Source organism: Frigidibacter sp. RF13 (assembly GCF_026626305.1).
GTDB lineage: Bacteria > Pseudomonadota > Alphaproteobacteria > Rhodobacterales > Rhodobacteraceae > TMP-24.
The window spans coordinates 43179-65886 of record NZ_JAPNUE010000010.1 but is presented as its reverse complement, the minus strand read 5'-3'; the positions used below and the strand labels follow the sequence as shown (position 1 = coordinate 65886).

The window sequence follows — 22708 nt, the reverse complement described above, 5'->3', positions numbered from 1 at the left end:
CTGAGCACGTTGGCGTTATTCCGCAGGGTGTGGCGGGAGCTATTCCGCGTTGCCGACTTCCTCGGGCGGGGCGCCCACGGTCTGCACGCCGCGCGACCGCCAGTAGGCAAGCGCCGCGTACTGGTCGAGCGACATCGGCTCGTAGGCGCGGAAATAGACGGTGACGTTAAAGATCCGCTCCAGCAGGCGTCCGTCATGGCCCTTGCGCCATTCAAGGTCTTCGGACGCGAGCGTCTGGCGGATATTGCCGTCGCGCCCGAAACGTGAAGCGTAGGAGATGAGGCCCAGGTTGCCCGCACCGACCTTCTCGCCCGGCGTCACTGCATCGGGGTTGCCGCCAAGGGCCGCCACGGCATCCGCCTCAGGCGTTGGATCGGTGATGTTGCTGCCGCCCGGCGTCGGTTCGGGCAGGCTTGCCAGATCCTCGGGCAGGGTCAGGGGTTTCGTCGGCAGGATCGAAAACTCGTCGGGGCTGCGCGACTTGTTGCGGAAGGTGATCAGGTCGGGCGTCTTGTCGCGGCCACAGGCCGACAGCAGGGTCGCAGCCATAAGGGCGCCGCAAACGATGCCTTGTTTCACCCGCATGACCTTCTCCGTCTCAGTACGCGCCTGTCTTAGCCTATCCGATCCCGCCCGTCACGGGGTCTTGTCCCGCCCGGTCCTTGCAGGCCGATCCTGCCGCGAAAAGGCGACGAGCCCCAGCGCGCCAAGGAAGATCGCCACATCGGCGAGGTTGAACGAGAACGGATTGTCGAAGCCGGGGAGGCCCATGTTGATGAAATCCGCCACCGCGCCATAGACGATCCGGTCGACGACATTGCCCAGCGCCCCGCCGATCAGCAGACCGCCCGCGATCTGCACGCGGCCATTGTCCGGCTCCTTCCTGACCCAGCGCCAGATCCAGAGAGAGATCGCCAGCGCCAGAAGAATCAGCAGCCAGCGGCCCAGATCATGCGATTGGGCGAAAAGCCCGAAATTGATCCCCTCGTTCCAGGCCATGCGGAAGTTGAGGAAGGGCGGCAGGACGCCGATTTCCTGCCGGTGGCCAAGGTCGAGAACATGCAGCACCGCGACCTTCGACAACTGATCGAGGGCAAAGGTCGCGATCGCGGACTTGACGATGAGCCGCATCTCTCAGTGCCGGAAATGACGCATGCCGGTGAAGACCATCGCAAGGCCGCGCTCGTCCGCCGCCGCGATCACATCGGCATCGCGCATCGCGCCGCCGGGTTGGATGATCGCTGTGGCGCCTGCCTCTGCCGCGGCGATCAGCCCGTCGGGGAAAGGGAAAAAGGCGTCAGAGGCGACGACCGCACCTTGGGTCAACGGTGCGGGCAGGCCCAGTGCCTCGGCCATGTCCTCGGACTTGCGCGCGGCGATCCGGGTCGAATCGATCCGGCTCATCTGCCCCGCGCCCACACCCACCGTCGCGCCGTCCTTCACATAGACGATGGCGTTCGATTTCACATGCTTGGCGACCTTCCAGGCGAAGAGAAGGTCGGCCATTTCCTGGGCCGACGGGGCGCGTTTCGTCACCACCTGCAGCGCCTCGGGCCTGAGCCAGCCATTGTCGCGGTCCTGAACAAGGAAACCACCTGAAACCTGTTTGAACATCAGCCCCGGCGCGGCCGGATCGGCCAGCGCCTCGGTCGTCAGAAGCCGCAGGTTCTTCTTGGCCGCGAATACCGCGCGCGCGTCCTCATCTGCGCCGGGGGCAATGACCACCTCGGTGAAGATCTGACAGATTTCCTCTGCCGTCTCGCGGTCAAGCGACCGGTTCAGCGCGACGATGCCGCCGAAGGCCGAAGTGCGGTCGCAGTCATAGGCGCGCCGGTAGGCCTCGATCAGCGAGGCGCCCTGTGCCACGCCGCACGGGTTCGCATGTTTGATGATCGCGCAGGCGGCGGCCTTCGCCGGGTCGAACTCGCTGACCAGCTCATAGGCCGCGTCGGTATCGTTGATATTGTTGTAGCTCAGTTCCTTGCCCTGCCACTGCCGCGCGGTGGCAACGCCCGGCCGGTTCGACCCGTCGGTGTAGAAGGCCGCAGCCTGATGCGGGTTCTCGCCATAGCGCAGGCTTTGCGCCAGCGTTCCGGCAAAGGCGCGGGCAGGCGGCGTCGCCTCGCCAATTGCACTGGCCATCCAGCTGGACACGGCCGCGTCATAGGTGGCGGTACGGGCAAAGGCCCGCTGGGCGAGGGCCTTGCGGAAGGCAAGCCTTGTCTGGCCCTCGTTCGCCTCCAGCTCGGCCAGAAGCGGCGCGTAATCCTCGACCCTTGTCACCGCAGACACGAAGGCGTGGTTTTTCGCCGCCGCCCGGATCATCGCCGGGCCGCCGATGTCGATATTTTCGACGCAGGTCGCATAGTCCGCTCCACCCGCGACGGTTTCCTGGAATGGGTAGAGGTTCACCACCAGAAGGTCGATCGGCAGGATGCCATGCTCTGCCATGGCGCCGGCATGATCTGGATTGTCGCGCAGGCCCAGAAGCCCGCCATGCACCATCGGATGCAAGGTCTTGACGCGGCCATCCATCATCTCGGGAAAGCCCGTCAGGTCGGCCACGTCACGCACCGGCAGGCCCGCCTGCCTGAGAAGATGCGCCGATCCGCCGGTCGACAGAAGCTCCACCCCGCGCGCATGCAGCGCCCGCGCGAAATCGACAAGGCCCGCCTTGTCGAAAACCGACAGGAGGGCGCGTCTCAGGGGGGCAAGATCGGGGGCATCGGTGGTAGGGGCTTTGATCACGGCTCAGGTCCCAGGGTCAGGCGCAGACGGTCGTCCGGCTCGGTGTCACGGATGGCCGCGGGCGTATCCTGTGCCTTCGCCAAGGTCCAGCCCAACTGGCAGGCATAATCAAGAACCGTGCCGGAAAGGACGATCTGTTTGGTCGCACGCGGCTTCAGCCGCCCAACCTCCAGATAGACGGACGGTTCAAGCCGCATCTCGCCCACGCCGTCATGGCGAAAGACCCAGATCTCGCCGGACTTGAGCGCCATCGATACGGCAGTGCCGCCGAGGTCGAGCGTCGCATCCACATCCGGGTGGATATGGAAGCGCAGATCGAAATCTATTCCCTGATAGCGGGTCCGCTCCATCACCTGGTCGAACCGCCGCCGGTCCGGCCCGGTCATCGCGCCAAGCGTATCCTCGCCGCTAAGCGCTCTGCCATCGAGTGACAATTGCAGCTCGCGCAGATGGGTCATGCCATGGGTCGGCGCATAGCCGTTGTGCCCGGCCAGAACCCGCATCCCGTCAAGCGTCTGTTCGGCCTGCGCCCAGACCTGTTCGGGCACTTCGTCCAATTCCGCCCGTGCGCCTGGCCCGTCCTTCTCGACCCCGAGGCGGGAGGAGGAGAAGCCCTTTAGGCAGAGGGTGGAATGCGACGGCGTGGCCCGCCCGGCGCGGCGCCATTCGGCGCCGAAGGTGGCGCCCGATCCGCAATTGACGATCAGGGGGCGGCGACCGGAGCAAAGTTCGAAGGCAAGGGTCGAGGCGTGCGCGTTGGTCGAGCTGCGGCCTTTCGCGGGGGCGGCGCCATCGAGGATCAGCGTCGTCCGCCCGCCCGTCAACCGCACGAAGCCCATCGCCATGCCATGCGCGGTGTGGGAGGGAACATGCGCCTCGGCCAGAGCCTGGTCCAAAAGGCCCGGAGCACCGCGGCCGCCGCCATGGAAGCGCGCGAGCCCGCCATCGGCATGACGCAAGGCGCGCAGTGTCGGCGCGATCCGGTCCATTGCCGCGCGATGCTCGTCCGGCACCCTGCGGCCCGCCTCGGTCAGAGCGCGCGCCGCCCAGGAGAGAAGCGCGAAGACATCGAGCAGCTCTTCGGGATTGCGCGTGGGAATGCCGCCTTCCGCATCGATCTCACGCGCGCATTCGCGGGCCAGCGCCGCCGAGGCGGTGGCGACATGCCGCTCCATCCCACTGAGCGACAGGCCCGCATAGATCAGCCCGGTCAGTGCCTCGAACCGTGGCAGGCCGGGGCTTGTCACCTTCCAGCGGCGGGCCAGAAAGATCGTCTGCTGGCCGAGGCTGCGGAAATAGGCGCGGGTTTCCAGCTTTTCGCGGCCGTTCAGCAGAAGGATTGCATGGTTGATCCAGCGGATCAGTCGCCGCCCGGTGAGGTCCGGCGTCCAGCCGGGGCCGGAGCCGCGCCCGTAGCGCGCGATCCAGCCAAAGGTCCAGTCCTGCGCACGGCTTCGCGCAACCGCATCGCCCACCGCCGCCAGATCGTCGAGCCAGGCAAAGCCGTGCAATTCATCCTCGAACCGGTGATCGGGGATGGCAATGTCCCAGATCGCCTTGTCGCGGCTTTCGATCAGGAAACCGGCGAAGAGGAAATTCCCCGCCGACAATTGCTTGCCCTTGGCATAGGACCCGATCGAGCGCGGTTCCGGCTGGCTGACGAAGCCGGTCGCCGGACGGGCGAGCGTCGACAGCCGCGCCGACAGGCGATGCATCGCCCTCATGTAGCTTCCGGGCCTCGCGCCTTTGGTCACGTCCTTCGCCTGCCGCTCGTTTCGTCTGGTCCGGGGGGAACGATTCCGTCCCCCGGTTGGCCCGCACCTTAGTCGGCGCGGCGTGCCCTGTCACCTTCGCAAGGCGGCCCGTAGCTCACGACCGGCGGAGCATCGCAAGATAGAACCCGTCCATCCCGCCTCTGTCAGTCCAGTAGTCGGGGCGGAGCCTGAGCCCGCCCTCGGCACTTTCCCAGGTAGCCTCGATCCCCGGTAGCCGGATCGCCGCAGGGTCGACGGACAGGTCAGGGTGGCGCGCAAGCGCTGACGCGATCTGCTTTTCGCCTTCCTCGGGCAAGAGCGAACAGGTGGCGAACAAGAGCCGTCCGCCCGGGGCAAGCCAGCCAAGCGCGCGGTCGAGAAGGGCGGCCTGCAGGGCGAAGACTTCTTTCAGTCCGGCGCTGTCTTTCACGAAGGGTAGATCGGGATGACGACGGATCGTGCCGGTCGCCGAACAGGGCGCGTCGAGCAGGATCGCGTCGAACGGCTCATCGGGTTCCCAGTACAGGGCATCCGCAACGACGGTGCGCGCCGTAAACCCGCAACGCGCGAGATTCTCCTCCAGCCGCGCCATTCGTGCAGCCGACAGGTCGAGCGCGGTCACGTCTGCCCCCGCCGCCGCAAGCTGCATCGTCTTGCCTCCCGGCGCCGCGCAGAGGTCGAGCACCCGCTCCCCCTGCCCGGCGCCAAGCGCCTTTGCGGGAAGCGCTGCGGCCGCATCCTGCACCCACCAGTCACCTGTCGCGTAACCGGGCATGTCGGATACCTGCACCGACCCCTCGATCCGTACCGATCCGGTGGGCAGCACCAGACCGCCGACCCGGGCGGCCAACACCGCCACATCGCCATCCTTAGGCGTCAGATCGAGCGGCGCACCCTTCGCATGCGCCGCCTCCATCGCTTGGGTCGCCGCCTTGCTCCAGGCCGACATCAGCCGCCCGCGCAGCCAGCCCGGCAGTTCCTGCGCGGGCTTCGAAGACAGGCTCTCGGGCGGCAGTGCCGCCACCTTGCGCAGGACCGCATTCACCAGGCCCGAGAAACTTTCGCCCTTTCGCCCGCTCGCCCGCGTCAGCGCCACCGCCTCATGCACAACGCCATGGGCTGCTGCGCCTTCGGCCAGCAGTTCGCATGCGGCCAGTCGTAGGATCGCGCGCACCTCCGCAGGCGGCGGTTTACGGATGAACACCTTCAGAATCAGGTCGATCGGACCGAGATTGCGCAGCGTCGCCAGCGCCAGCCGCTGCGCACGGGCCCGGCCCGGCCCGTCGAGTGGGCCGAGCGCGCCCGCGGCAATCTGATCGCTGAGCGCAAGCCGCCCCTCGGTCACACCAAGGATCAGCCCGACCGCCGCCGCCCTCGCGCTCCGCCCCTCATCCCTTGTGTTCTTGACCACGCGCGACCTTTCCCAAAACTATGCTTCGGCCTATATCAGCCCCGACATCCCCACAAGCCGGGAGAGCGGCAATGAGTGACCGAGACGACCTGCCCCCCGCCGCCGCCCGCGCGCTGGCCGAGGCCGAGGCACGCCGCAAGGCCATCGCCAAACCCGAGCAGCCCCCCGAATTGGGCGGCCGCGACGGCCCGGAGCCGGTGCGCTTCGGCGATTGGGAAAAGAAGGGAATCGCCGTCGATTTCTGACCAAGGGGTCAGGCCTCATGCGTCAGATTGCACATCCAACACTCTGTTGTGGAGAGCTCTTCAGGCGCGCAAGCCCGCAGTAGGGCGCGCTTCCACACGCTATGCGTGCCGGGCTGACTTGTGGGCATTTCCGGAGGAAGTGGCGCGCGGAACATCCAGTCCGCGCTCCCTCAAACCAAGAACCCACCGTCGCTATCATCCCCCGCCTCGTCGATCAGCCGCTCGAAATCGGGGACGATAATGCGGCGCTTGCCTTCCAGTTCGATCACCCCGTCGCGCTTCAGCTGCGACATCTGGCGGCTGACGGTTTCAAGCGTTAGGCCAAGGTAATCGGCCATCGCCTCGCGCGTCAGCGCGAGGTCGAAAACCATCCGGCCCTGGCTCGGACGCAGGTTCAGCGAGGCGTCACGGCGAGCGATGATCGCAAGGAGCGAGGCAATCTTCTCCCGCGCGGTCTTGCGGCCGAGAAGCAGCATCCATTCGCGCGCGGCGTCCAGTTCGTCGAGCGTCATTTCCAGTAGCCGCTGGCTGACATGAGGGGTGGAGCCCAGAAGCCCCTCGAACTGTTTCCGGCGAAAGCAACACATCATCAGGTCGGTCGTGGCGATCACATTGTAGGGCGCGATGGCGCGACCCGGGCGGCCGACGAAGTCCGACGGCAGCAGAAGGCCCACCATCTGCGTCCGCCCATCCTCCATCGTCTGGGTGAGCGTCGCGACGCCAGTGACGACCGAGGCCACGAAATCCATCCGGTCGCCCGCCCATACCACGGTCTGGCCCGCCTCGTAGGTGCGGTAATATTTGATCTCGTCAAGGCGCGCGAGTTCGTCCGGCTCGCAGCGCGCGCAGACGGCCCGGTGCCGGATCTGGCAGGCGCCGCAATTGCGGTCCGCCTTGGAAAGGTCGGGGGCATGGGTGGGGGAATTGATTTGCATCAAGGAGCCTGTGTCTGCGCCCCCTCAAACTAGGGCCATGGAACAGGAATCGCAACTCGCCCGGCTGGGTCTCTTCGACGCGCGCGTGCCGCGCTATACGAGCTATCCGACCGCCCCGCACTTTTCGACGACCATCGGTGGCCAGGACATGGAGGGTTGGCTGCAGGCAATCCCAGCAGGAAGCCGGATATCGCTTTACCTGCACGTGCCCTTCTGCCGCAGGCTTTGCTGGTTCTGCGCCTGCCGGACGCAGGGCACGAAAAGCGACGATCCGGTGCTGGCCTATGCCGAAGTGCTGCGCGAGGAGATTGCGCTGATCCGCCGCCTGGTGGCGCCCGGCGTCACGCTGTCACGCCTGCATTGGGGCGGCGGCACGCCAACCCTGCTGCCGCCGCAGGCCATCGGGATGTTGGCGGGCGCAATCTTCGATGCCTTCCCCATGGCAGAGGATGCCGAGTTTTCGGTCGAAATCGACCCGAACGAAGTGGATGGGGCACGCCTCGATGCACTGGCGGCCGCGGGGATGAACCGCGCCTCGATCGGGGTGCAGGATTTCGATCCGGAGATCCAGCGCACCATCGGCCGTGACCAGAGCTACGAGGTGACACTCAGGTCGGTCGAGATGCTGCGCGCACGTGGCATCGGCTCGCTGAATGCCGACATTCTTTATGGCCTGCCACACCAGACCGAGGCGAAAATCACCGACTCCGTGAACAAGCTTCTCACGCTCAACCCCGACCGAGTGGCGCTTTACGGCTATGCCCATGTGCCCTGGATGGCCCGGCGCCAGCAGATGATCCCCTCGGATGCCCTGCCCACCCCGGAAGAACGGCTGAGACTCTTCGAAACCGCCCGCAAGCTTTTCGACGCTGATGGCTATGACGAGATCGGAATCGACCATTTCGCGCGCCCCGCCGATGGCCTCGCGCGCGCGGCGCGCTCGGGCAGGCTCAGGCGGAACTTCCAAGGATATACCGACGATCTCGCCCCGGCGCTGGTCGGCATCGGCGCCTCGGCGATTTCGCGCTTTCCGCAAGGCTATGCCCAGAATGCCCCGGCGACCTCAGAGCATGTGAAGGCGGTCCGCGAGGGGCGCCTTTCGGTCACGCGCGGCCACCGGTTCAGCGAGGAGGATCTGGTGCGCGCGCGCATGATCGAGGCGCTGATGTGCGATTTCCATATCGACGCGGCGGAGATGCGCGCGCGCTTCGGCCTCAGCGACGCAGGGCTGGTTGAGATGTTCAATAGAGCGGCACGCCCCTTCGGTGACATGGTCGCCGTCGACCGCGATGGCTTCCACATCCCCGACCGGGCAAAACCGCTGACCCGGATGATCGCGCGGGCGTTCGACAGCTACGATCTGTCGCGCGCGGGCCACAGCCCGGCTGTCTGATGTCCGCTCAACCGTGATCCATTCGGAGCCGCGCCAAGGGGCGCGGCAAGCCCTTCCTCTCGCCAACCGCGCAAAAGCGCGGCTGGCTCGGACGCCTCCGGCGGGGATATTTCGGGACAGAACGTGAAGGAACCAGTCCTTCCCCACGTTCTGTCTGAAAATACTCCGGGAGGGTCCGGGAGGGCAGAGCCCTCCCGGCGGGTCGGCCGGGCGCAGCCCGGACGAAACCCTACCTGCGCACCATCGCCACATAGTCCCGCAAAAGCGGTACGCGGCGCGGCCGGAAGGACTGGTCTGTCAGGCGGACGTCCCTCATCCGGTCGAGATGGAAGCGGCGGAAATCCTGCCGCAGCGTGCAATAGGCCAGGCACATGAGCGCGCGGTCGAACCAGACGATCGAGAGCGGCCATATCCGCCGCTCGCTTTCCCGCCCCACGAGGTCACGGTAGCAGATATCGAGCGCACGCTCCTCCCAACTCGCTTCCCGGATCAAGCCGACATGGGTGGGCGCCGGCGGGCGCGGATCGAAGCGCACGGAATGGCTGACGGCATGGATGGCCTGGCGCTGTAACCGTTCGGGCAGCGTCGCGGTGATCTTGGCCATTGCCGCCTTCGCGGCCTGGGCAAGCGCCGGATCGCCCATCTGGCGAACCTCGGCGAGGCCGAGCGCCAGCGCCTCGACCTCTATCCGCGTGAACATCTGCGGCGGCAGCGCCGGATCTTCGGTCAGCACATAGCCAAGGCCCGGCGCCCCGTCGATCAGCGCGCCGCCCGCGCGCAGGGCCTCGATATCGCGGTAGAGCGTGCGTTCCGACACGCCGGTTTCCGCGGCAAGCCGCCCGGCCGTGACCGGCTGGGGCAGAAGCCGGAAGGCGGTGAGCAGGCGAAGAAGGCGGTCCGCGCGGGCCATGGAATACTGACAGGTTCTGACAGGATGAACGGAGCATAAGGCAAGAGCAACCAACCGGAAAGGACCGATCATGCTGACCCTCTTTCACGCACCCAATTCCCGCTCCTCGGCGATCGTCACGCTTATCGACGAGATGGATATCGCCGACCGTGTCGATCTGCGCGTCGTCACCGTCCCGCGCCATGACGGGTCGGGCGCCGCCGATCCGGCCAATCCTCATCCCGAGGCGAAGGTGCCCGCGCTTGTCCATGACGGGCAGGTCATCACCGAACGGGCAGCGATCATCCTGCATCTGACCACGCTCTTCCCGGACAGAGGTCTCGCGCCACGGGTCGGGACGGCGGACTGGGGCCGGTTTGTCATGTGGCTCACCTGGTATCAGGGGGTGCTGGAGCCGGTGCTGATCCACGAGATGGCGGGCCTCTCTCACCCCTACCTGACCAGCACATTCCGGGGCTCCGCAGAGGTGAAGGCACGGCTCCGGGCGGCGCTGGAAGAGGGCCCGTGGCTTCTGGGCGGCAGCTACAGCGCGGCCGATCTTCTGGTCCATTCGCCATACGCCTGGTTGCCGGATGCGACGCCCGACGACGATCTGATCCGCGACTGGGTGGCGCGCTGCATGGCGCGGCCCGCGCGTCAGCGCACGCTGGCCGCCGATGCCGCGCGGATGGCGGCCTGAGGCGCTTGCCCCCGGACGGCCCCGCGTGCTTCTCTTGGCGGGGCCGGTTCGGACAGGGGAGCGCGATGGCGGGGACGGGATTTTTCTGGGACGAGCTCTGTTTCTGGCACACGACCGGGGAGCATGCGCTGTTTGTGCCGGTAGGCGGCTGGGTCCAGCCGCCTGCCGCCGCAGGCCATGCGGAATCGCCCGAAAGCAAGCGGCGCATGAAGGCGCTGATGGATGTATCGGGCCTAACCGCCCGCCTTGCGGCGCAATCCGCGCCGCCCGCATCGGACGAAGACCTGCGCCGGGTCCACCCGGCCAGCTATCTTGAGGCGTTCCGCGTGGCGAGCCGCAAGCGGGGCGGCGATCTGGGTGAGGATGCGCCCTTCGGGCGCGGCAGTTTCGAGATCGCCTGCCAGTCGGCGGGCCTCGCCCTTGCCGCCGTCGATCAGGTGGTGTCGGGCGCGCTTGCCAATGCCTATGCGCTCTCCCGTCCACCGGGGCACCATTGCCTGCCCGACCGGCCGATGGGCTTCTGCCTGCTCGCCAATATCGCCATTGCCATCGAGGCCGCGAAGGCACGTCATGGACTTGGCCGTGTCGCCGTCGTGGACTGGGATGTCCATCACGGCAATGGCACACAGGCGATCTATTACGGCCGCGACGATGTGCTGACCATCTCGCTTCACCAGGAGAAATGCTATCCGACCGATACCGGCTTTGCCGGGGAACGGGGCGAGGGCAAGGGTGATGGCTTCAACATCAATATCCCGCTGATGCCGGGCGGGGGGCATATCTCCTACCTTGCCGCGATCGACCGGATCGTGCTGCCCGCGCTCGCGCGGTTCCGGCCCGACCTGATTATCGTCGCCTGCGGCTTCGACGCAAACGGCTGCGATCCACTCGCACGGATGCTGGCAACGAGCGAGACTTTCCACGTCATGACGGAGCGGCTGCGGCAAGCAGCGGAGGTACTGTGCGGCGGGCGGTTGGTGATGGTGCATGAGGGTGGTTACGCCGAGGCGGTCGTGCCCTTCTGCGGCCTTGCAACCATCGAGGCGCTGTCGGGTGAGCAGACCGAGGTCAGGGACCCGTTCTTGCCGCTTCTGAATGACCAGCAGCCACCCGACGAATTCGACCGTCTGGAGGCCGAGCGGCTCGCTGCGCTCGCCGAAGCCTTCGGCCTGTAACGCGGGAGGGGCCGAAATCCTGCATAAATTGCGGACCTGAACCCGTGACGGGTTCCGGCCGAATTTCGTGCCGAAATCCGGTGCCTCAGGCCTTGGGCCGGGTCGTCGTAGGCGCGCCGCCCTCGAACCAGTTCGGGCGCGCGTAATCGCAGGGCGCTTCCTGCATCTGCAGATGCAGACCGGTTCCGGTATAGGGATGGGCACGGGCGAGATCCTCGTCGAAGTCGATGCCGAGGCCCGGCGCGTCAGGGACGATCACATAGCCCTCTTCCCAGCGGATCGAATTCTTGATGAGTTTCAGATGGAATGCCCCGCCTGTCTCGATCGTTTCGACCATCAGGAGGTTGGGGATCGAGGCGCCAAGCTGGACGTTCGCCGCCCATTCCACCGGGCCGGCGTAAAGGTGCGGCGCCATCTGGGCGGTGAAGACCTCGGCGATGGCGGCGATCTTCTTGCATTCCCAGATGCCGCCCGCGCGGCCAAGCGCCGGTTGCAGGATGCGCGCGCCCCCCGTCCTGAGGACAGTCGCGAATTCTGCCTTGGTGGTGAAGCGCTCGCCGGTTGCGACCGGGATGCGCACCGCTTTCTGCACTTCGGCGAAATCGAGAAGGTTGTCGGGCGGGATCGGTTCTTCGTACCACAAGGGTCCGTAGGGTTCGATCGCCTGCGCGAGCCTGACCGCGCCCGCGATGTTGAACTGGCCGTGTGTGCCGAACAGGAGGTCGGCGCGGTCGCCCACCGCCTCGCGGATCCGTTTGCAGAAGAGCGCCGAGCGGGTGATGTCTGACTGGCTTGGGTCATGGCCGCCGCGGATCGTATAGGGGCCGGCGGGATCGAACTTCACTGCAGTGAAGCCCATATCAACGAACCGTGCCGCCGCCTCGGCGGTCATGTCGGCATTCACCCAGAACTCGCCAATTTCCTTGCCGGGCTCAGGGTAGAGGTAGGTGTAGGACCTGAGCCGTTCGTTCAGCTTGCCGCCAAGAAGTGCGTGAACGGGGCGGTTCCGTGCCTTGCCGATGATGTCCCAGCAGGCGATCTCCAGCCCCGAGAAGGCGCCCATCACCGTGGGGTCTGGCCGCTGAGTGAAGCCCGAGGAATAGGCCCGGCGGTACATCAGCTCGATCTCTTCGGGATTTGTGCCCGCCATATGACGGTTGAACACATCCTCGATCACCGCGCGCATCGCCTCGGGCCCGACGGTCGAGGCGTAGCATTCACCATAGCCCACGATGCCGTTGTCGGTCGTGAGCTTGGTGAAGATCCAGTAGCGCCCGCCCCATCCCGGCGCGGGCGGCGCCACGACGAAGATTTCGAGATCCTTGAGTTTCATCGGCGTCCCCTTTTTCTGCACCGACCCTGCTTTCGGCTCAGCGCCGCTTCCCCTGCATTTGCGACAGAATCTGCCGCAAACGAGCCAGAGCGCTCGTCGTGGCTCTCCGTGCGCCCCTCACGATACCCGACGAGAAGCGACGTGCGCGACGAGGATCAGCTCGAACTATGCCCGATCCGGGTGAGAAAGTCGCAGAGCTTCGCCGCGAACACCTCGGGTTGGTCAACCGGGGGCAGGTGCCCGGCGCCGCGCAGGATGCGGAAGTCCGACCCGGGGATGAGGTCGGCCAGTTCGCGCACCAGATCGGGCGGGGTGGAGCCATCGCGGTCGCCCGCGAGGACCAGGGTGGGCAGGCGCAGGCCGGAGGTGGGGGTGATTAAGTCCGTCCCGCCGATCGCCGCCGATACGCCGATATAGCCCTCGACCGGGGTAGAGAGCAGCCTGTCACGCCAGAGCCTCCCATCAGGTCCGTCGCGGAAGGATTTCGGGAACCAGCGTTCCAGCGTCGCATCGGCAATCGCCGTGATGCCGCCCTGGCGAACAGCCTCCACCCTGCCCTCCCAGATCGCGCGGGTGCCGATCTTTGCCGCCGTGTTCGACAGGACGAGCGCGCGCACCATGTCGAGCCGCTTGACCGCCAGCCCCTGCGCGATCAGTCCGCCGACCGAGAGGCCGACGAAGACACAATCGAGAACCTCAAGCCGGTCGAGCAGCGCCTCAGCGTCGCGCACCAGCGCCCCCATCGCATAAGGGGCGGGTGGGACCTCGGATTGCCCATGCCCGCGCAGGTCGAAACGGATAAGGCGGAGCCCCGTCGGCAGCAGCGGCAGAACCTTGTCCCAGAGCCTCAGGTCAAGGCCGAGCGCATGGGCGAAGACGACCGGCGCACCCTTTGGATCTCCCTCCTCCTGCCAATGAAGGCGCGGCTCGCTCATGCGGCCTCCACGAGGTCGAGCGCGCGCCGGAAGACGGCAGCGTCGACATTGCCGCCCGAGACGACCGCGATGATCGTGTCAGCCTCGGTTTCGGCCGTCCGGTAGAGGGCAGCGGCAAGCGCCACGGCCCCGCCGGGCTCGGCCACGATCCTGAGCCGCTGCCAGGCCTCGCCCACTGCTTTCAGCGCCTCTTCATCGCTGACCGCAAGGCCCCGACCGGCACGGGCAGAGACCAGCGGAAAGGTGATGTTGCCCGGCTGAGGTGTGACGATCGCGTCACAAAGGCTGGGGCGCGGGTTTTCATTGGCGCGGATCGCGCCTGCCACCAGCGACCGGCGCATGTCGTCGTGGGTTTCGGGCTCGCAGGGACGCACGCTCAGGCCCGGTGCGTCAGCCTCGAGCGCGAGCGCGATGCCAGAGGTCAGCCCGCCGCCGCCGCAGGGCACGAACACTTCGGCCCGCCCGATTCCGAGCGCGCGCGCCTCGGCGGCGATCTCCAGGCCGACTGTCCCCTGGCCCGCGATGACTTGAGGATCGTCATAAGGGCGCACGAGCGTCAGGCCGCGATCCCCGGCGATCCGTGCGCCCAGCGCGTCGCGGTCCTCGGTCTGGCGGTCATAGAGGATGACCTCCGCACCCAACGCGCGAGTGTTGGCGATCTTCACCGCAGGCGCATCCGACGGCATCAGGATCACCACCGGCGCGCCCTGCTCGGCCCCGGCCAGTGCCACGCCTTGGGCATGGTTGCCGGAGGAAAAGGCCACCACGCCTCGCGCCCGGGCTTCTGGCGTCAGCGCGGACAGCGCAGCAGAGGCACCCCGGTACTTGAACGATCCCGTATGCTGCAGGCATTCGGGCTTCACCAATATCCGCCGCCCGGCGATCCGATCGAGGAAGGGCGAAGAGAGGAACGGCGTGTACCTGAGGCGCGCGCCGATGCGCGCCTGCGCCGCGCGGATCATCTCGATATTCATTCCATCAACTCCAGCCAGGACCGGATGGCCGCCAGCGCCTCCGGCTCGTCCAGGAAGGGCACATGCGCGCGGTCGGGCACGTCGGCAAAGATCATGTCAGGGCGGCGGCGGCGCATCTCGGTCGCGGTTTCGGACGAGAGGAGATCGGAATTCGCCCCCCGGATCAGTGCGAGCGGCAAGCCCGCACATGCGTCGAACAGCGGCCAGAGATCTACCGGCGGCCCTTCGAAAGCGGCAAGGAAGGACATGCGCAGCGCCGGGTCGTAGCGGATTTCCAACCCGCGCGGCCCTTCCGTGTAAAGCCGCTCGGCAAAGGCGCGCCAGCGTGCCTTGGGCACATTGGCAAAGCCCGCCATGGTGCGGGAAAAGCGCTCGACCAGCTGGTCGATGGACTTGGCGGCAGGGTTGCGGCCGACATAGTCGAAGATCTTCTCAAGCCCCGCCCGTTCGACCACCGGGCCGACGTCATTCAGGCAAAGACCGAGGAGCCGGTCCTTTGCCGTGGCCGCCAGCGCCATGCCGATCAACCCGCCGCGCGAGGTGCCGAGGATCGCGGCCCGGTCGAGCGCGAGGTGATCCATCAGCGCAAGCACGTCCTGCGCCTCCTGCGGGATCGTGTAGGTCGCGGCACCGGTCCGCTCCGACGCGCCCCGGCCGCGATAGTCGGGCCGGATCAGCCGCAGGCCGGTCAGGTGTGGCGCGAGGAAATCGAAATCTGTATGCGCCCGCGTCAGCCCGGCCAGCGCGATCACCGGCAAGCCCCTGCCCTCTTCCCGATAGGCAAGCCGCGCCCCATCGGCGGCGGTAAAGAAATCAACCGTCATGCTGCCTCCTTGCGGGCGCAGACTGGCTGCGGCCACGATCGGGGACAAGCGTGAAGATGTACCGGCTACAAAGTCGACCGATACCCACCGTTAGGGCAAAGGGACGATTCTGCGCCAAAATCGGTGATTTTCAGCCTCGCCGACGAACCGGTAGTCCGCCATGGCGGCAGCGAAGGAAGGTTCGGCAAAATAGCGCTTCTGAAGATCGTATCGTCTGTCGCTATCGAGCGGCCAGAAGAAGGGTGATCTGCTGTCAAAAACCACAAGGTCGGGCTTCTTGTCGCGAATGTCCTGCGCGACGAGATCGACGGTCCCTGCTATGCGATCATTCAACTCTGCGCAGCGATCTGGCGCCGTCGCGCAATCGGTCCGGGCAAGTTCCAGCAATGGCCCGACGACTGGCCATTGCACTGGAAAACGCCCCTCCCACTCTGTGCCGTACAGGTCGACCAGCGGGAAGTAAGGCATGATGTCCGGCGACACCGCCACGATGCTCCGTGCCCGGTCCGGGCCGGACATGTAGGGGGCGAAGACTTCTTCCATCGCATAGCTGTAGGGATGGGCGCGGAAAGTGAACTGGGCTTGCAGCGCGAGAGCCGCGAGCCCGAGAGCAAGGGTCGGCCCGCCGGGCGCTGCGGCGGCGAGCCAAGTGTAATACAGGCACAGAAGCGCGAAGAGCGGGATGGCGTGATAGTCGAAACCATTCCCTTGCGCCAGGTAAGCGCCAAGCGCGCCTGTCGCGGCAAGCAGTGCATAGGGCAGGCCACGGGGCAGCCCGGCTCGCCAAGCGGCGGCACTAACCGCAAACAGTGGAATGACGAGCCAGGGTTGCGAAGCGCTTGCCAGCTCAACCGGGGTCAACCGATAGGCGTCATAGGTCGCGACGGCGAGCGGCACTATCGATTCGAAATAAGCCGGTAAGAGCAACCACGCGGCGAGGACATATACGACTCCGGCCACACCGAATGTTAGATTTCCGCAAGACAGTACGGCGCGCGGGTCGCGTTCGGATAGCAAACGCCCAAATGTAACCGTAAGCGGGATGAGGATGAAATAGGGTTTCAGGAGAACACCGAACGCTGCAAAGAGCGCCCGCGTCACCGCGCGCCACCCTGCATCCGGCCGGCCCTCTGTCAGATGGGCTGCGAGATAGGGCCAGAGGAAGATCACGAGGAAATGTTCGCGTTGGCCGAAGTAGATCGAGAAGGGAAAGACCAGCGCCAGCGCGCTGCCGGCCAGGAATACCAATGCCGTTCGCCTGCCGTGGGTGCGCGCCACGATCTGCCCGCTCCACCACAGGCTTGCGAAGATGAGGGCGAGGATCGTCGCATAGAAGGCTTGGGTGCGGGTGATGCCCAAGACATCTGAGAGAAGCACCGCCGGAACATGGTGAAGAAAGATCAGCGGCGGGTTGACCTCCATGATGTCCTGGTAAAGCCGCGCGCCGCGCAGCCATTCCGCGGTCGCATGCAGGAACCACGAACTGTCATGATTGATCGGTGCGCCACTGAACCAGTACATCAGAAGGCCGAGGTAGAAGAGAAGCCCCACCGCAGCCGGGAACCCCGGCGAGCGGGTATGTTTCGCGGGTCCGCTCATCCCAGCAGCGCCGCAATATAGCTGCCGGACCCCATGAAAAAGGCGGCAAGCGTGGAAAGATAGCAGGCGAGGCAAAGAAGCGCCCGGCCTTTCGGCATCGGGCGCTGAAGACGCGAGAATATGTCGGCTTGGGCAAGCGAGCGTGTCGTCATAAGGCAGAAGAAAATCAGGAGGAGCGATTTCAGGTAGACCGCCGTCGCAAAGGCGATGCCAGACATCAGAAGCGTCGCGGGGCGGACCGCCTCGGGCCAGAAGGTCGCGAGGATGGGGCGGAGGCATTTCGAGCCGTCGAGCGGCCAGAGCGGCAGGAGGTTGAAGAAATTCAGGACCGCCGTCACCTGGCCGAAGGTCCAGAAGAACCAGGCTGCCTGAGGCGCGCGGTCGTAGGTGAGCTCGAAGAGGCTCAGCGACAGGACCATGGGTGCGAGGCCGATTGCCGGGCCCATGAGCGAGATGAAGAACTGCTTTTCCTGGCTCGCGGGCAAGCTGTTCGAAATCGCAAGCCCCCCCATCAGCGGCACAAGGCGAAAGCGGGCGTCGGCATGGCCGCAGATCCGGTAGGCGGCGACATGGCCGAACTCGTGGATCATCACGGCGAGGATCAGCGCGGCGCCGACCATCGGCCCCCAGAAATACCCGGCGGCAAGGATCGCCAGCAGGCCCATGCCCATCGCCTCGGGGTCAAGGCCGACCACCTGCAGGCCGCGATGGCCCTTGAGGCCACCCATCAGGATCAGGCCGGTACCGGCGCAGAGCGATAGCGAAATCAAGAGCGCGAGCATCGGTCTTCCGTGGTTACAACCTGCACGAGACCTGCATAGCGCAAAGTCGGGCGTTGGAAAGGCCGCACAAAGGCATCGCTGCGACCTGTGGCCTATCGGTCAGCCTTCGGCCGCAAGTGCAGGCAGGCCGGTGAGATCGGACAGGATATGGTGGGGGCCTGCGGGCAGGCGGTCGACCGGCAGGCCCGCGCGGTTCACCCAAAGCGTGCGGAAACCGAAGGCGCTTGCACCCGCCACGTCCCAGCCGTTTGAAGAGACGAAAAGCACCTCATCAGCCACGCAACCGAAATGCGCGGTCACCAGCGCATAGACCCGCGCGTCGGGCTTGAAGTTGCCGATGCTTTCGACCGACAGGCAGGCGTCAAGGAGGCTTTCGATCCCGGCAGAACGCGTCGCGGCGGCAAGCATCGAGGGCGTGCCGTTCGACAGGATCGCGCGCGGCAGGCCCATGGCCTTCAGCGCCTCAAGCATCGCGGGTACTTCCGGATAGGCGGGCAATTCGTCGTAAAGCGCCAGAAGCCGCGCCCGCAGCGTCGGATCGCCGATCCCAGCCGCCTCCAAAGCCCAGTCGAGCCCCTCGGCCGTTACCTGCGCAAAATCGGCATGCTGCCCCATGATCGCCCGGAGCCAGGTATATTCGAGCTGCTTCCTCCGCCAGTCCTCGGCGAGCTTCGGCCAGATCGTGCCCAGCCGCTCGCCCCCCGGCTCCGCCGCCGCACGGCGCGCGGCACCTGCTACATCAAAGAGCGTGCCGTAAGCGTCAAAGATCACGGTCGCGACGGGCATAGCTACCTCCCTTCGCGGACACAGATCATCCGCCCAGATGGTCCTGCTGCGGCATGCCGAGGACGTGGAAGCCGCCGTCCACCCGGATGATCTCGCCGGTGGTGCAGGCGCCATGGCCGGAGAGCAGATAGACCGCCGTGCCGCCGATCGCCTCCAGCGTCGCGTTGGCGCGCAAGGGCGCGTTCGCCTCGGTATGGCGGAAAGTGGCACGCGCGCCGCCAATCGCTGCCCCGGCGAGGGTCTTCATCGGACCGGGCGATATGGCGTTCACGCGGACCTGTTGCGGGCCAAGGTCGTTGGCCAAATAGCGCACCGAGCTTTCAAGTGCCGCCTTCGCGACGCCCATCACATTGTAGTTGGGCGTCACCCGGTTCGACCCGCCATAAGTTAGCGTGATGAGAGACCCGCCCTCGGGCATCATCTCGGACGCGCGCCGCGCGACGTCGATGAAGGAAAAGCAGGAAATGTCGAGCGACTGTTTGAAATTCGCGCGGCTGGTGTTGATGAAACGCCCGGTAAGCTCGTTCTTGTCGGAATAGGCGATGGCGTGGACAAGGAAGTCCATTGTCCCCCAGCGCGCCTTGAGGCCCGCGAAACAGGCGTCCAGGCTTTCATCGTTCGTGACATCGACATCGACGAGGAAATCCGAGCCGACCGAGGCGGCCAAGGGCTCGACCCGCTTGCCGAAGGCTTCGCCCTGATAGGAAAAGGCAAGTTCCGCGCCCTCGTCGGCCAGTGCCTTGGCAATCCCCCAGGCGATCGACCGTTCGTTCGCGACGCCCATAACGAGCCCGCGCTTGCCCTTCATCAGTTCCGGCATCTGCCCCTCACCCCAGGTATCTGCTCATGACCAGCGTGGCATTCGTGCCGCCGAACCCGAACGAGTTCGAGAGAACCGAATCCAGTTTTACACCCTCCCGGAGAGTGGTGACAATTTCCGCCGGGTCAAGGGCAGGATCAAGCGTGGTGACATTGGCCGAAGCGGCGATGAAGTCCTTGTTCATCATGATCAGCGAATAGATCGCCTCATGCACACCGGTCGCGCCCAAGGAATGGCCGGTCAGCGATTTCGTCGAGGCAACGGGCGGGGTCGAGCCCTTGCCAAAGACGCGGCGGATCGCATCCATTTCGGTCACGTCGCCCACCGGCGTTGAGGTGCCGTGGCTGTTGATATAGTCGATCGTTCGCCCTTCGGGCAGGGTCGAGACCGCCAGCCGCATCGACCGCTCGCCGCCCTCGCCCGAGGGCGCGACCATATCATAGCCGTCCGAAGTCGCGCCGTAACCAGTGACCTCGCCATAGATCTTCGCGCCGCGCGCCAGCGCGTGGCTAAGCTCCTCCAGCACCACGACCCCGCCGCCGCCCGCAATCACGAACCCGTCGCGGGTCGCGTCGTAGGTGCGGGATGCAGTTTCCGGTGCATCGTTGTACTTGGACGACATCGCCCCCATCGCGTCGAAGAGGCACGACAGCGTCCAGTCCAGCTCCTCGCCGCCGCCGGCGAAAACCACATCCTGCTTGCCCATCTGGATCAGTTCCACGCCATTGCCGATGCAATGCGCGCTGGTCGAGCAGGCCGAAGTGATCGAATAGTTCACGCCCTTGATCTTGAAGGGCGTCGCAAGGCAGGCCGAGTTGGTCGACGACATGCAGCGTGTCACCATGAACGGGCCCATGCGCTTCGGCGCGCCCTTGTTGATGACCGTGTCGAAGGCCACGAAGAAGTTCGAGGTCGACGGCCCGCCCGAGCCCATCACCAGGCCGGTGCGCTCGTTCGAGACGTCTGTTTCCTCCAGCCCGCTGTCGGCGATCGCCTGTTCCATGGCGAGGAAGTTGTAGGCCGCCCCCGGCCCCATGAAGCGCAGGTTGCGCTTGTCGATGTGATCCTCAAGCACGATCTGCGGCTTGCCGTGCACCTGGCTGCGGAAGCCGTGCTCGGCATAGTCGGGCGAGAAGACGATACCGGATTTTCCGGCGCGCAGGGAGGCTTCGACCTCGGCCACAGAATTGCCGATGGGCGAAATGATCCCCATACCGGTGATGACGACGCGGCGCATGGGCCTACTCCTTCAATTCCGTCAGTTCGCCGAGAGGGCGACCTTCATATCCGTGACCTGATAGATAACCTCGCCGTCGGCTTCGACAATGCCGTTGGCGACGCCCATCGTCAGGCGGCGGGTCTGGATGGCCTTGGTGAAGTCGACCTTGTAGGTCAGCATTTTGCGGTCAGGCCGCACCATGCCGGTCAGTTTCACCTCGCCCACGCCCAGCGCATAACCGCGCCCCTCCCAGCCGCGCCAGCCAAGGTTGAAACCGGTGAGCTGCCACAGTCCGTCCAGCCCGAGGCAGCCCGGCATGATCGGGTTGCCGGGGAAATGGCAGTCGAAGAACCACAGGTCCGGCGTGATGTCGAATTCGGCCACCACATGGCCCTTGCCATGCTCGCCCCGGTCTTCCGAAATATCGGTGATCCGGTCCATCATCAGCATGGGCGGCGCGGGCAGCTGCGCATTGCCAGGGCCGAAGAGGTCCCCCCGCGCGCATTTCAGTAGGTCTTCCTTTGAGAAGCTCGAAGGATAAAGCGCCATTCGCCCCGCCTGTTTGATCGCGTTTCGTTACAGGCCCTGTAACATTCCGCCCCTCGCAAGGGCAAGCGCAACTGCCCCGCCGTCCCGCAAAAGACCGTGTCCCGATTGAATTTGTGCGCGAAGCTGCCGTATAAGGGTGGCATGACGGATTTGACCGCTTCGCAGAAAGCCGCCGAAGAGCGCGGCACACGCTGGCTGGATGGCGCGGGCCTGAGGCCGACGCGGCAGCGTGTGGCTTTGGCGACGCTTCTGGTTGGCGACGGCAAGGACCGCCATGTCACTGCCGAATGGCTCTTCGGTGCGGCCCGCGACGCGGGCGAGACGGTGTCGCTCGCCACCGTCTACAACACGCTCCGCGCCTTCTGCGAGGCCGGGCTGATGAGCGAGATCACGGTGGATGGCTCGCGGTCCTATTTCGACACCAGGCTGGATGACCATCCGCATTTCTACTGGGAAGAATCCGCCGAACTGACCGACGCGCCGAAGGAAGAGCTGGATATCGCCCGCCTGCCGCAGGCACCCCACGACACCGAGGTGACACGCGTCGATGTGGTGATCCGCCTCAGGCGGCGGTAGGTCTGCCGCATTCCAAACCGCACCTAGGACGGCAGTATGTCAGCAGGCGGGTTTCCTGACCGCCCCTCGCCTAATCAGGTCGCTCATCGGGCCTTTCAGTCCTCTTCGCGGCGAAGACGCCTGACAGGGCGGATGAGCCCCCCGTAGACGGACCGTCTCAGAACCACTGGCCGGGTTCCATCATGCCCGCGTCGAGCAGCTGTTTCGACGACCAGTCGAACCGCTCTGAGCCGCGCCAGAGGAAATTGCCGATCGCCCATTTCGAGCCGGGATTGGCGCGGAGTGCCTTTGCCGTGCGGAACGAGGCGACGGCGGCAGTGAGGTTATTGTGCCAGGGGCAGGAGATCGTGTTGCGCTCCTCCTCCGACAGGGTGAAATCGGGGCGCATTTCCAGCCCCTTTTCCGGCCGGATCAGCGCCACGCGGTCAAGACGGCGGCTTTTCCAGGGGATATGTTCCTCGAACCGCCAGCGGATGCCGCCGAAGACTTCCATCTGCCGGTCCAGCGGCTGGCCGTCGCGGTAGCGCGCTGCGGCGTAATAGCCCGAGCGGTCGAAATGGGCGTTGCCCAGCGTCACGCCATCGGGGTGGGCCTGCAGATCCGGCGCATAGAGGTCGATCACATAGGCGATCATCGCCTGTCGCCGCTCCTCGGCGTGGAAGGCGAGCATCTCGCCCACCGTCCGCGTCTCGCAGAAGGGGAAGAGCAGATATTCGGCGTTGTAGCCCCAGTAGAGCCAGGTCGCCTCAGGCGTCACCGCCATGATCCTTGTCAGAGCCTGAGGCACCGCATCGCGCGGGAAGGGATCGAAGGTCACCACGGACAGGCGCGCGGCGGTCTCGGCCTCGGGTGCCCAATCGACCGCCTCGGGTTTCAGCACCGCGACCGACCGGAAGCCGAGCTTCAGGTGATGGGCAACGGTCGAGGTCAGTTCCACCCCGTCCTCGGCAAAGATCAGCGCCACCGGCCCCTTGGCCAGCACCGCCCGTCCCCGCGTCAGGAAATCCTCTAATCCGTTGAAGTTCATTCCGCCTCCGCCCCTCACCTTCCCGATCGGGCGG

Annotated in this window: 23 protein-coding genes; 5 read left to right on the top strand and 18 right to left on the bottom strand. The window is 65.9% G+C overall.

Annotated features, from left to right (window positions below; genetic code table 11):
- Positions 1-39: 39 nt before the first annotated feature.
- The 5 genes from OU426_RS15710 to OU426_RS15690 form a co-directional block, all read right to left on the bottom strand.
- Positions 40-585, bottom strand: coding sequence for a DUF3035 domain-containing protein (locus OU426_RS15710; RefSeq protein ID WP_267635016.1), 546 nt, complete (start codon positions 583-585; stop codon positions 40-42).
- Between the two features lie 51 nt (positions 586-636).
- Positions 637-1131 (bottom strand): signal peptidase II, encoded by a 495-nt coding sequence (lspA, locus tag OU426_RS15705; protein ID WP_267635015.1) that lies wholly within the window; start codon positions 1129-1131, stop codon positions 637-639.
- A 3-nt stretch (positions 1132-1134) separates the two neighbouring features.
- Entirely contained in the window at positions 1135-2748 is a 1614-nt protein-coding gene (purH, locus tag OU426_RS15700; RefSeq protein ID WP_267635014.1) for a bifunctional phosphoribosylaminoimidazolecarboxamide formyltransferase/IMP cyclohydrolase, read from the bottom strand.
- Positions 2745-4463: a heparinase II/III family protein gene (locus tag OU426_RS15695; RefSeq protein WP_267635054.1), complete on the bottom strand. Its 1719-nt coding sequence runs from the start codon at positions 4461-4463 to the stop codon at positions 2745-2747. The genes purH and OU426_RS15695 overlap by 4 nt, the downstream gene beginning before the upstream one ends.
- A 154-nt stretch (positions 4464-4617) precedes the next feature.
- Entirely contained in the window at positions 4618-5913 is a 1296-nt protein-coding gene (locus tag OU426_RS15690) for an RsmB/NOP family class I SAM-dependent RNA methyltransferase (RefSeq protein WP_267635013.1), read from the bottom strand.
- Positions 5914-5984: 71 nt separating this feature from the next.
- Here OU426_RS15690 and OU426_RS15685 point away from each other — a divergent pair, with 71 nt between their 5' ends.
- Positions 5985-6158, top strand: coding sequence for a DUF1674 domain-containing protein (locus OU426_RS15685; RefSeq protein WP_267635012.1), 174 nt, complete (start codon positions 5985-5987; stop codon positions 6156-6158).
- 170 nt (positions 6159-6328) lie between these two features.
- On the opposite strand, the gene fnrL is transcribed toward OU426_RS15685, so the two are convergent.
- A complete protein-coding gene (gene fnrL, locus OU426_RS15680; protein ID WP_267635011.1) occupies positions 6329-7093 on the bottom strand; it encodes a transcriptional regulator FnrL in 765 nt (254 codons plus the stop codon).
- Positions 7094-7130: 37 nt separating this feature from the next.
- Between fnrL and hemN the strand changes: the two genes are divergently transcribed.
- Positions 7131-8486, top strand: coding sequence for an oxygen-independent coproporphyrinogen III oxidase (gene hemN, locus OU426_RS15675; RefSeq protein WP_267635010.1), 1356 nt, complete (start codon positions 7131-7133; stop codon positions 8484-8486).
- A gap of 229 nt (positions 8487-8715) precedes the next feature.
- Here hemN and OU426_RS15670 read toward each other — a convergent pair whose 3' ends face one another.
- Entirely contained in the window at positions 8716-9396 is a 681-nt protein-coding gene (locus tag OU426_RS15670; RefSeq protein ID WP_267635009.1) for a helix-turn-helix transcriptional regulator, read from the bottom strand.
- A 70-nt stretch (positions 9397-9466) separates the two neighbouring features.
- Here OU426_RS15670 and OU426_RS15665 point away from each other — a divergent pair, with 70 nt between their 5' ends.
- Complete coding sequence (locus tag OU426_RS15665; protein WP_267635008.1) at positions 9467-10075, top strand: glutathione S-transferase family protein; 609 nt, start codon at positions 9467-9469, stop codon at positions 10073-10075.
- Positions 10076-10140: 65 nt separating this feature from the next.
- Positions 10141-11250: a histone deacetylase-like amidohydrolase gene (locus OU426_RS15660; RefSeq protein ID WP_267635007.1), complete on the top strand. Its 1110-nt coding sequence runs from the start codon at positions 10141-10143 to the stop codon at positions 11248-11250.
- An 85-nt stretch (positions 11251-11335) separates the two neighbouring features.
- Here OU426_RS15660 and OU426_RS15655 read toward each other — a convergent pair whose 3' ends face one another.
- The 10 genes from OU426_RS15655 to fabA form a co-directional block, all read right to left on the bottom strand.
- On the bottom strand, positions 11336-12583 hold the full coding sequence (locus tag OU426_RS15655; RefSeq protein ID WP_267635006.1) for a mandelate racemase/muconate lactonizing enzyme family protein: 1248 nt from the start codon (positions 12581-12583) through the stop codon (positions 11336-11338).
- 155 nt (positions 12584-12738) lie between these two features.
- Positions 12739-13518: a 3-oxoadipate enol-lactonase gene (pcaD, locus tag OU426_RS15650; RefSeq protein ID WP_267635004.1), complete on the bottom strand. Its 780-nt coding sequence runs from the start codon at positions 13516-13518 to the stop codon at positions 12739-12741.
- The gene (locus OU426_RS15645) at positions 13515-14492 is read right to left on the bottom strand and encodes a threonine ammonia-lyase (protein ID WP_267635003.1); all 978 of its coding nucleotides are present in this window, start codon (positions 14490-14492) and stop codon (positions 13515-13517) included. The genes pcaD and OU426_RS15645 overlap by 4 nt, the downstream gene beginning before the upstream one ends.
- Positions 14489-15316 carry an alpha/beta fold hydrolase gene (locus OU426_RS15640; protein ID WP_267635001.1) on the bottom strand — a complete coding sequence of 276 codons (828 nt, stop codon included), beginning with the start codon at positions 15314-15316 and terminating at the stop codon, positions 14489-14491. Before OU426_RS15640 ends, OU426_RS15645 begins: the two co-directional genes overlap by 4 nt.
- A gap of 90 nt (positions 15317-15406) precedes the next feature.
- Positions 15407-16915 (bottom strand): hypothetical protein, encoded by a 1509-nt coding sequence (locus OU426_RS15635; RefSeq protein ID WP_267635000.1) that lies wholly within the window; start codon positions 16913-16915, stop codon positions 15407-15409.
- On the bottom strand, positions 16912-17697 hold the full coding sequence (locus OU426_RS15630) for a metalloprotease (RefSeq protein ID WP_267634999.1): 786 nt from the start codon (positions 17695-17697) through the stop codon (positions 16912-16914). Before OU426_RS15630 ends, OU426_RS15635 begins: the two co-directional genes overlap by 4 nt.
- 99 nt (positions 17698-17796) lie before the next feature.
- Complete coding sequence (locus OU426_RS15625) at positions 17797-18483, bottom strand: haloacid dehalogenase type II (RefSeq protein ID WP_267634998.1); 687 nt, start codon at positions 18481-18483, stop codon at positions 17797-17799.
- Positions 18484-18508: 25 nt separating this feature from the next.
- Positions 18509-19303: an enoyl-ACP reductase FabI gene (locus tag OU426_RS15620; RefSeq protein WP_267634997.1), complete on the bottom strand. Its 795-nt coding sequence runs from the start codon at positions 19301-19303 to the stop codon at positions 18509-18511.
- Positions 19304-19310: 7 nt separating this feature from the next.
- Positions 19311-20540 (bottom strand): beta-ketoacyl-ACP synthase I, encoded by a 1230-nt coding sequence (gene fabB / locus OU426_RS15615; RefSeq protein WP_267634996.1) that lies wholly within the window; start codon positions 20538-20540, stop codon positions 19311-19313.
- A 21-nt stretch (positions 20541-20561) separates the two neighbouring features.
- Positions 20562-21071, bottom strand: a complete 510-nt coding sequence (fabA, locus tag OU426_RS15610) for a bifunctional 3-hydroxydecanoyl-ACP dehydratase/trans-2-decenoyl-ACP isomerase (protein WP_267634995.1) — start codon at positions 21069-21071, stop codon at positions 20562-20564.
- 141 nt (positions 21072-21212) lie between these two features.
- Between fabA and irrA the strand changes: the two genes are divergently transcribed.
- Positions 21213-21647 carry an iron response transcriptional regulator IrrA gene (gene irrA, locus OU426_RS15605; protein ID WP_267634994.1) on the top strand — a complete coding sequence of 145 codons (435 nt, stop codon included), beginning with the start codon at positions 21213-21215 and terminating at the stop codon, positions 21645-21647.
- A 157-nt stretch (positions 21648-21804) separates the two neighbouring features.
- On the opposite strand, the gene OU426_RS15600 is transcribed toward irrA, so the two are convergent.
- Positions 21805-22674, bottom strand: a complete 870-nt coding sequence (locus tag OU426_RS15600) for a hypothetical protein (RefSeq protein ID WP_267634993.1) — start codon at positions 22672-22674, stop codon at positions 21805-21807.
- Between the last annotated feature and the right edge of the window lie 34 nt (positions 22675-22708).

Coding starts and splice junctions, on each gene's coding strand:
- OU426_RS15710 (WP_267635016.1), bottom strand. CDS start 585: ATGCGGGTGAAACAAGGCATCGTTTGCGGCGCCCTTATGGCTGCGACC.
- lspA (WP_267635015.1), bottom strand. CDS start 1,131: ATGCGGCTCATCGTCAAGTCCGCGATCGCGACCTTTGCCCTCGATCAG.
- OU426_RS15695 (WP_267635054.1), bottom strand. CDS start 4,463: ATGCATCGCCTGTCGGCGCGGCTGTCGACGCTCGCCCGTCCGGCGACC.
- OU426_RS15685 (WP_267635012.1), top strand. CDS start 5,985: ATGAGTGACCGAGACGACCTGCCCCCCGCCGCCGCCCGCGCGCTGGCC.
- fnrL (WP_267635011.1), bottom strand. CDS start 7,093: ATGCAAATCAATTCCCCCACCCATGCCCCCGACCTTTCCAAGGCGGAC.
- hemN (WP_267635010.1), top strand. CDS start 7,131: ATGGAACAGGAATCGCAACTCGCCCGGCTGGGTCTCTTCGACGCGCGC.
- OU426_RS15670 (WP_267635009.1), bottom strand. CDS start 9,396: ATGGCCCGCGCGGACCGCCTTCTTCGCCTGCTCACCGCCTTCCGGCTT.
- OU426_RS15665 (WP_267635008.1), top strand. CDS start 9,467: ATGCTGACCCTCTTTCACGCACCCAATTCCCGCTCCTCGGCGATCGTC.
- OU426_RS15660 (WP_267635007.1), top strand. CDS start 10,141: ATGGCGGGGACGGGATTTTTCTGGGACGAGCTCTGTTTCTGGCACACG.
- OU426_RS15655 (WP_267635006.1), bottom strand. CDS start 12,583: ATGAAACTCAAGGATCTCGAAATCTTCGTCGTGGCGCCGCCCGCGCCG.
- pcaD (WP_267635004.1), bottom strand. CDS start 13,518: ATGAGCGAGCCGCGCCTTCATTGGCAGGAGGAGGGAGATCCAAAGGGT.
- OU426_RS15645 (WP_267635003.1), bottom strand. CDS start 14,492: ATGAATATCGAGATGATCCGCGCGGCGCAGGCGCGCATCGGCGCGCGC.
- OU426_RS15640 (WP_267635001.1), bottom strand. CDS start 15,316: ATGACGGTTGATTTCTTTACCGCCGCCGATGGGGCGCGGCTTGCCTAT.
- OU426_RS15635 (WP_267635000.1), bottom strand. CDS start 16,915: ATGAGCGGACCCGCGAAACATACCCGCTCGCCGGGGTTCCCGGCTGCG.
- OU426_RS15630 (WP_267634999.1), bottom strand. CDS start 17,697: ATGCTCGCGCTCTTGATTTCGCTATCGCTCTGCGCCGGTACCGGCCTG.
- OU426_RS15625 (WP_267634998.1), bottom strand. CDS start 18,483: ATGCCCGTCGCGACCGTGATCTTTGACGCTTACGGCACGCTCTTTGAT.
- OU426_RS15620 (WP_267634997.1), bottom strand. CDS start 19,303: ATGCCGGAACTGATGAAGGGCAAGCGCGGGCTCGTTATGGGCGTCGCG.
- fabB (WP_267634996.1), bottom strand. CDS start 20,540: ATGCGCCGCGTCGTCATCACCGGTATGGGGATCATTTCGCCCATCGGC.
- fabA (WP_267634995.1), bottom strand. CDS start 21,071: ATGGCGCTTTATCCTTCGAGCTTCTCAAAGGAAGACCTACTGAAATGC.
- irrA (WP_267634994.1), top strand. CDS start 21,213: ATGACGGATTTGACCGCTTCGCAGAAAGCCGCCGAAGAGCGCGGCACA.
- OU426_RS15600 (WP_267634993.1), bottom strand. CDS start 22,674: ATGAACTTCAACGGATTAGAGGATTTCCTGACGCGGGGACGGGCGGTG.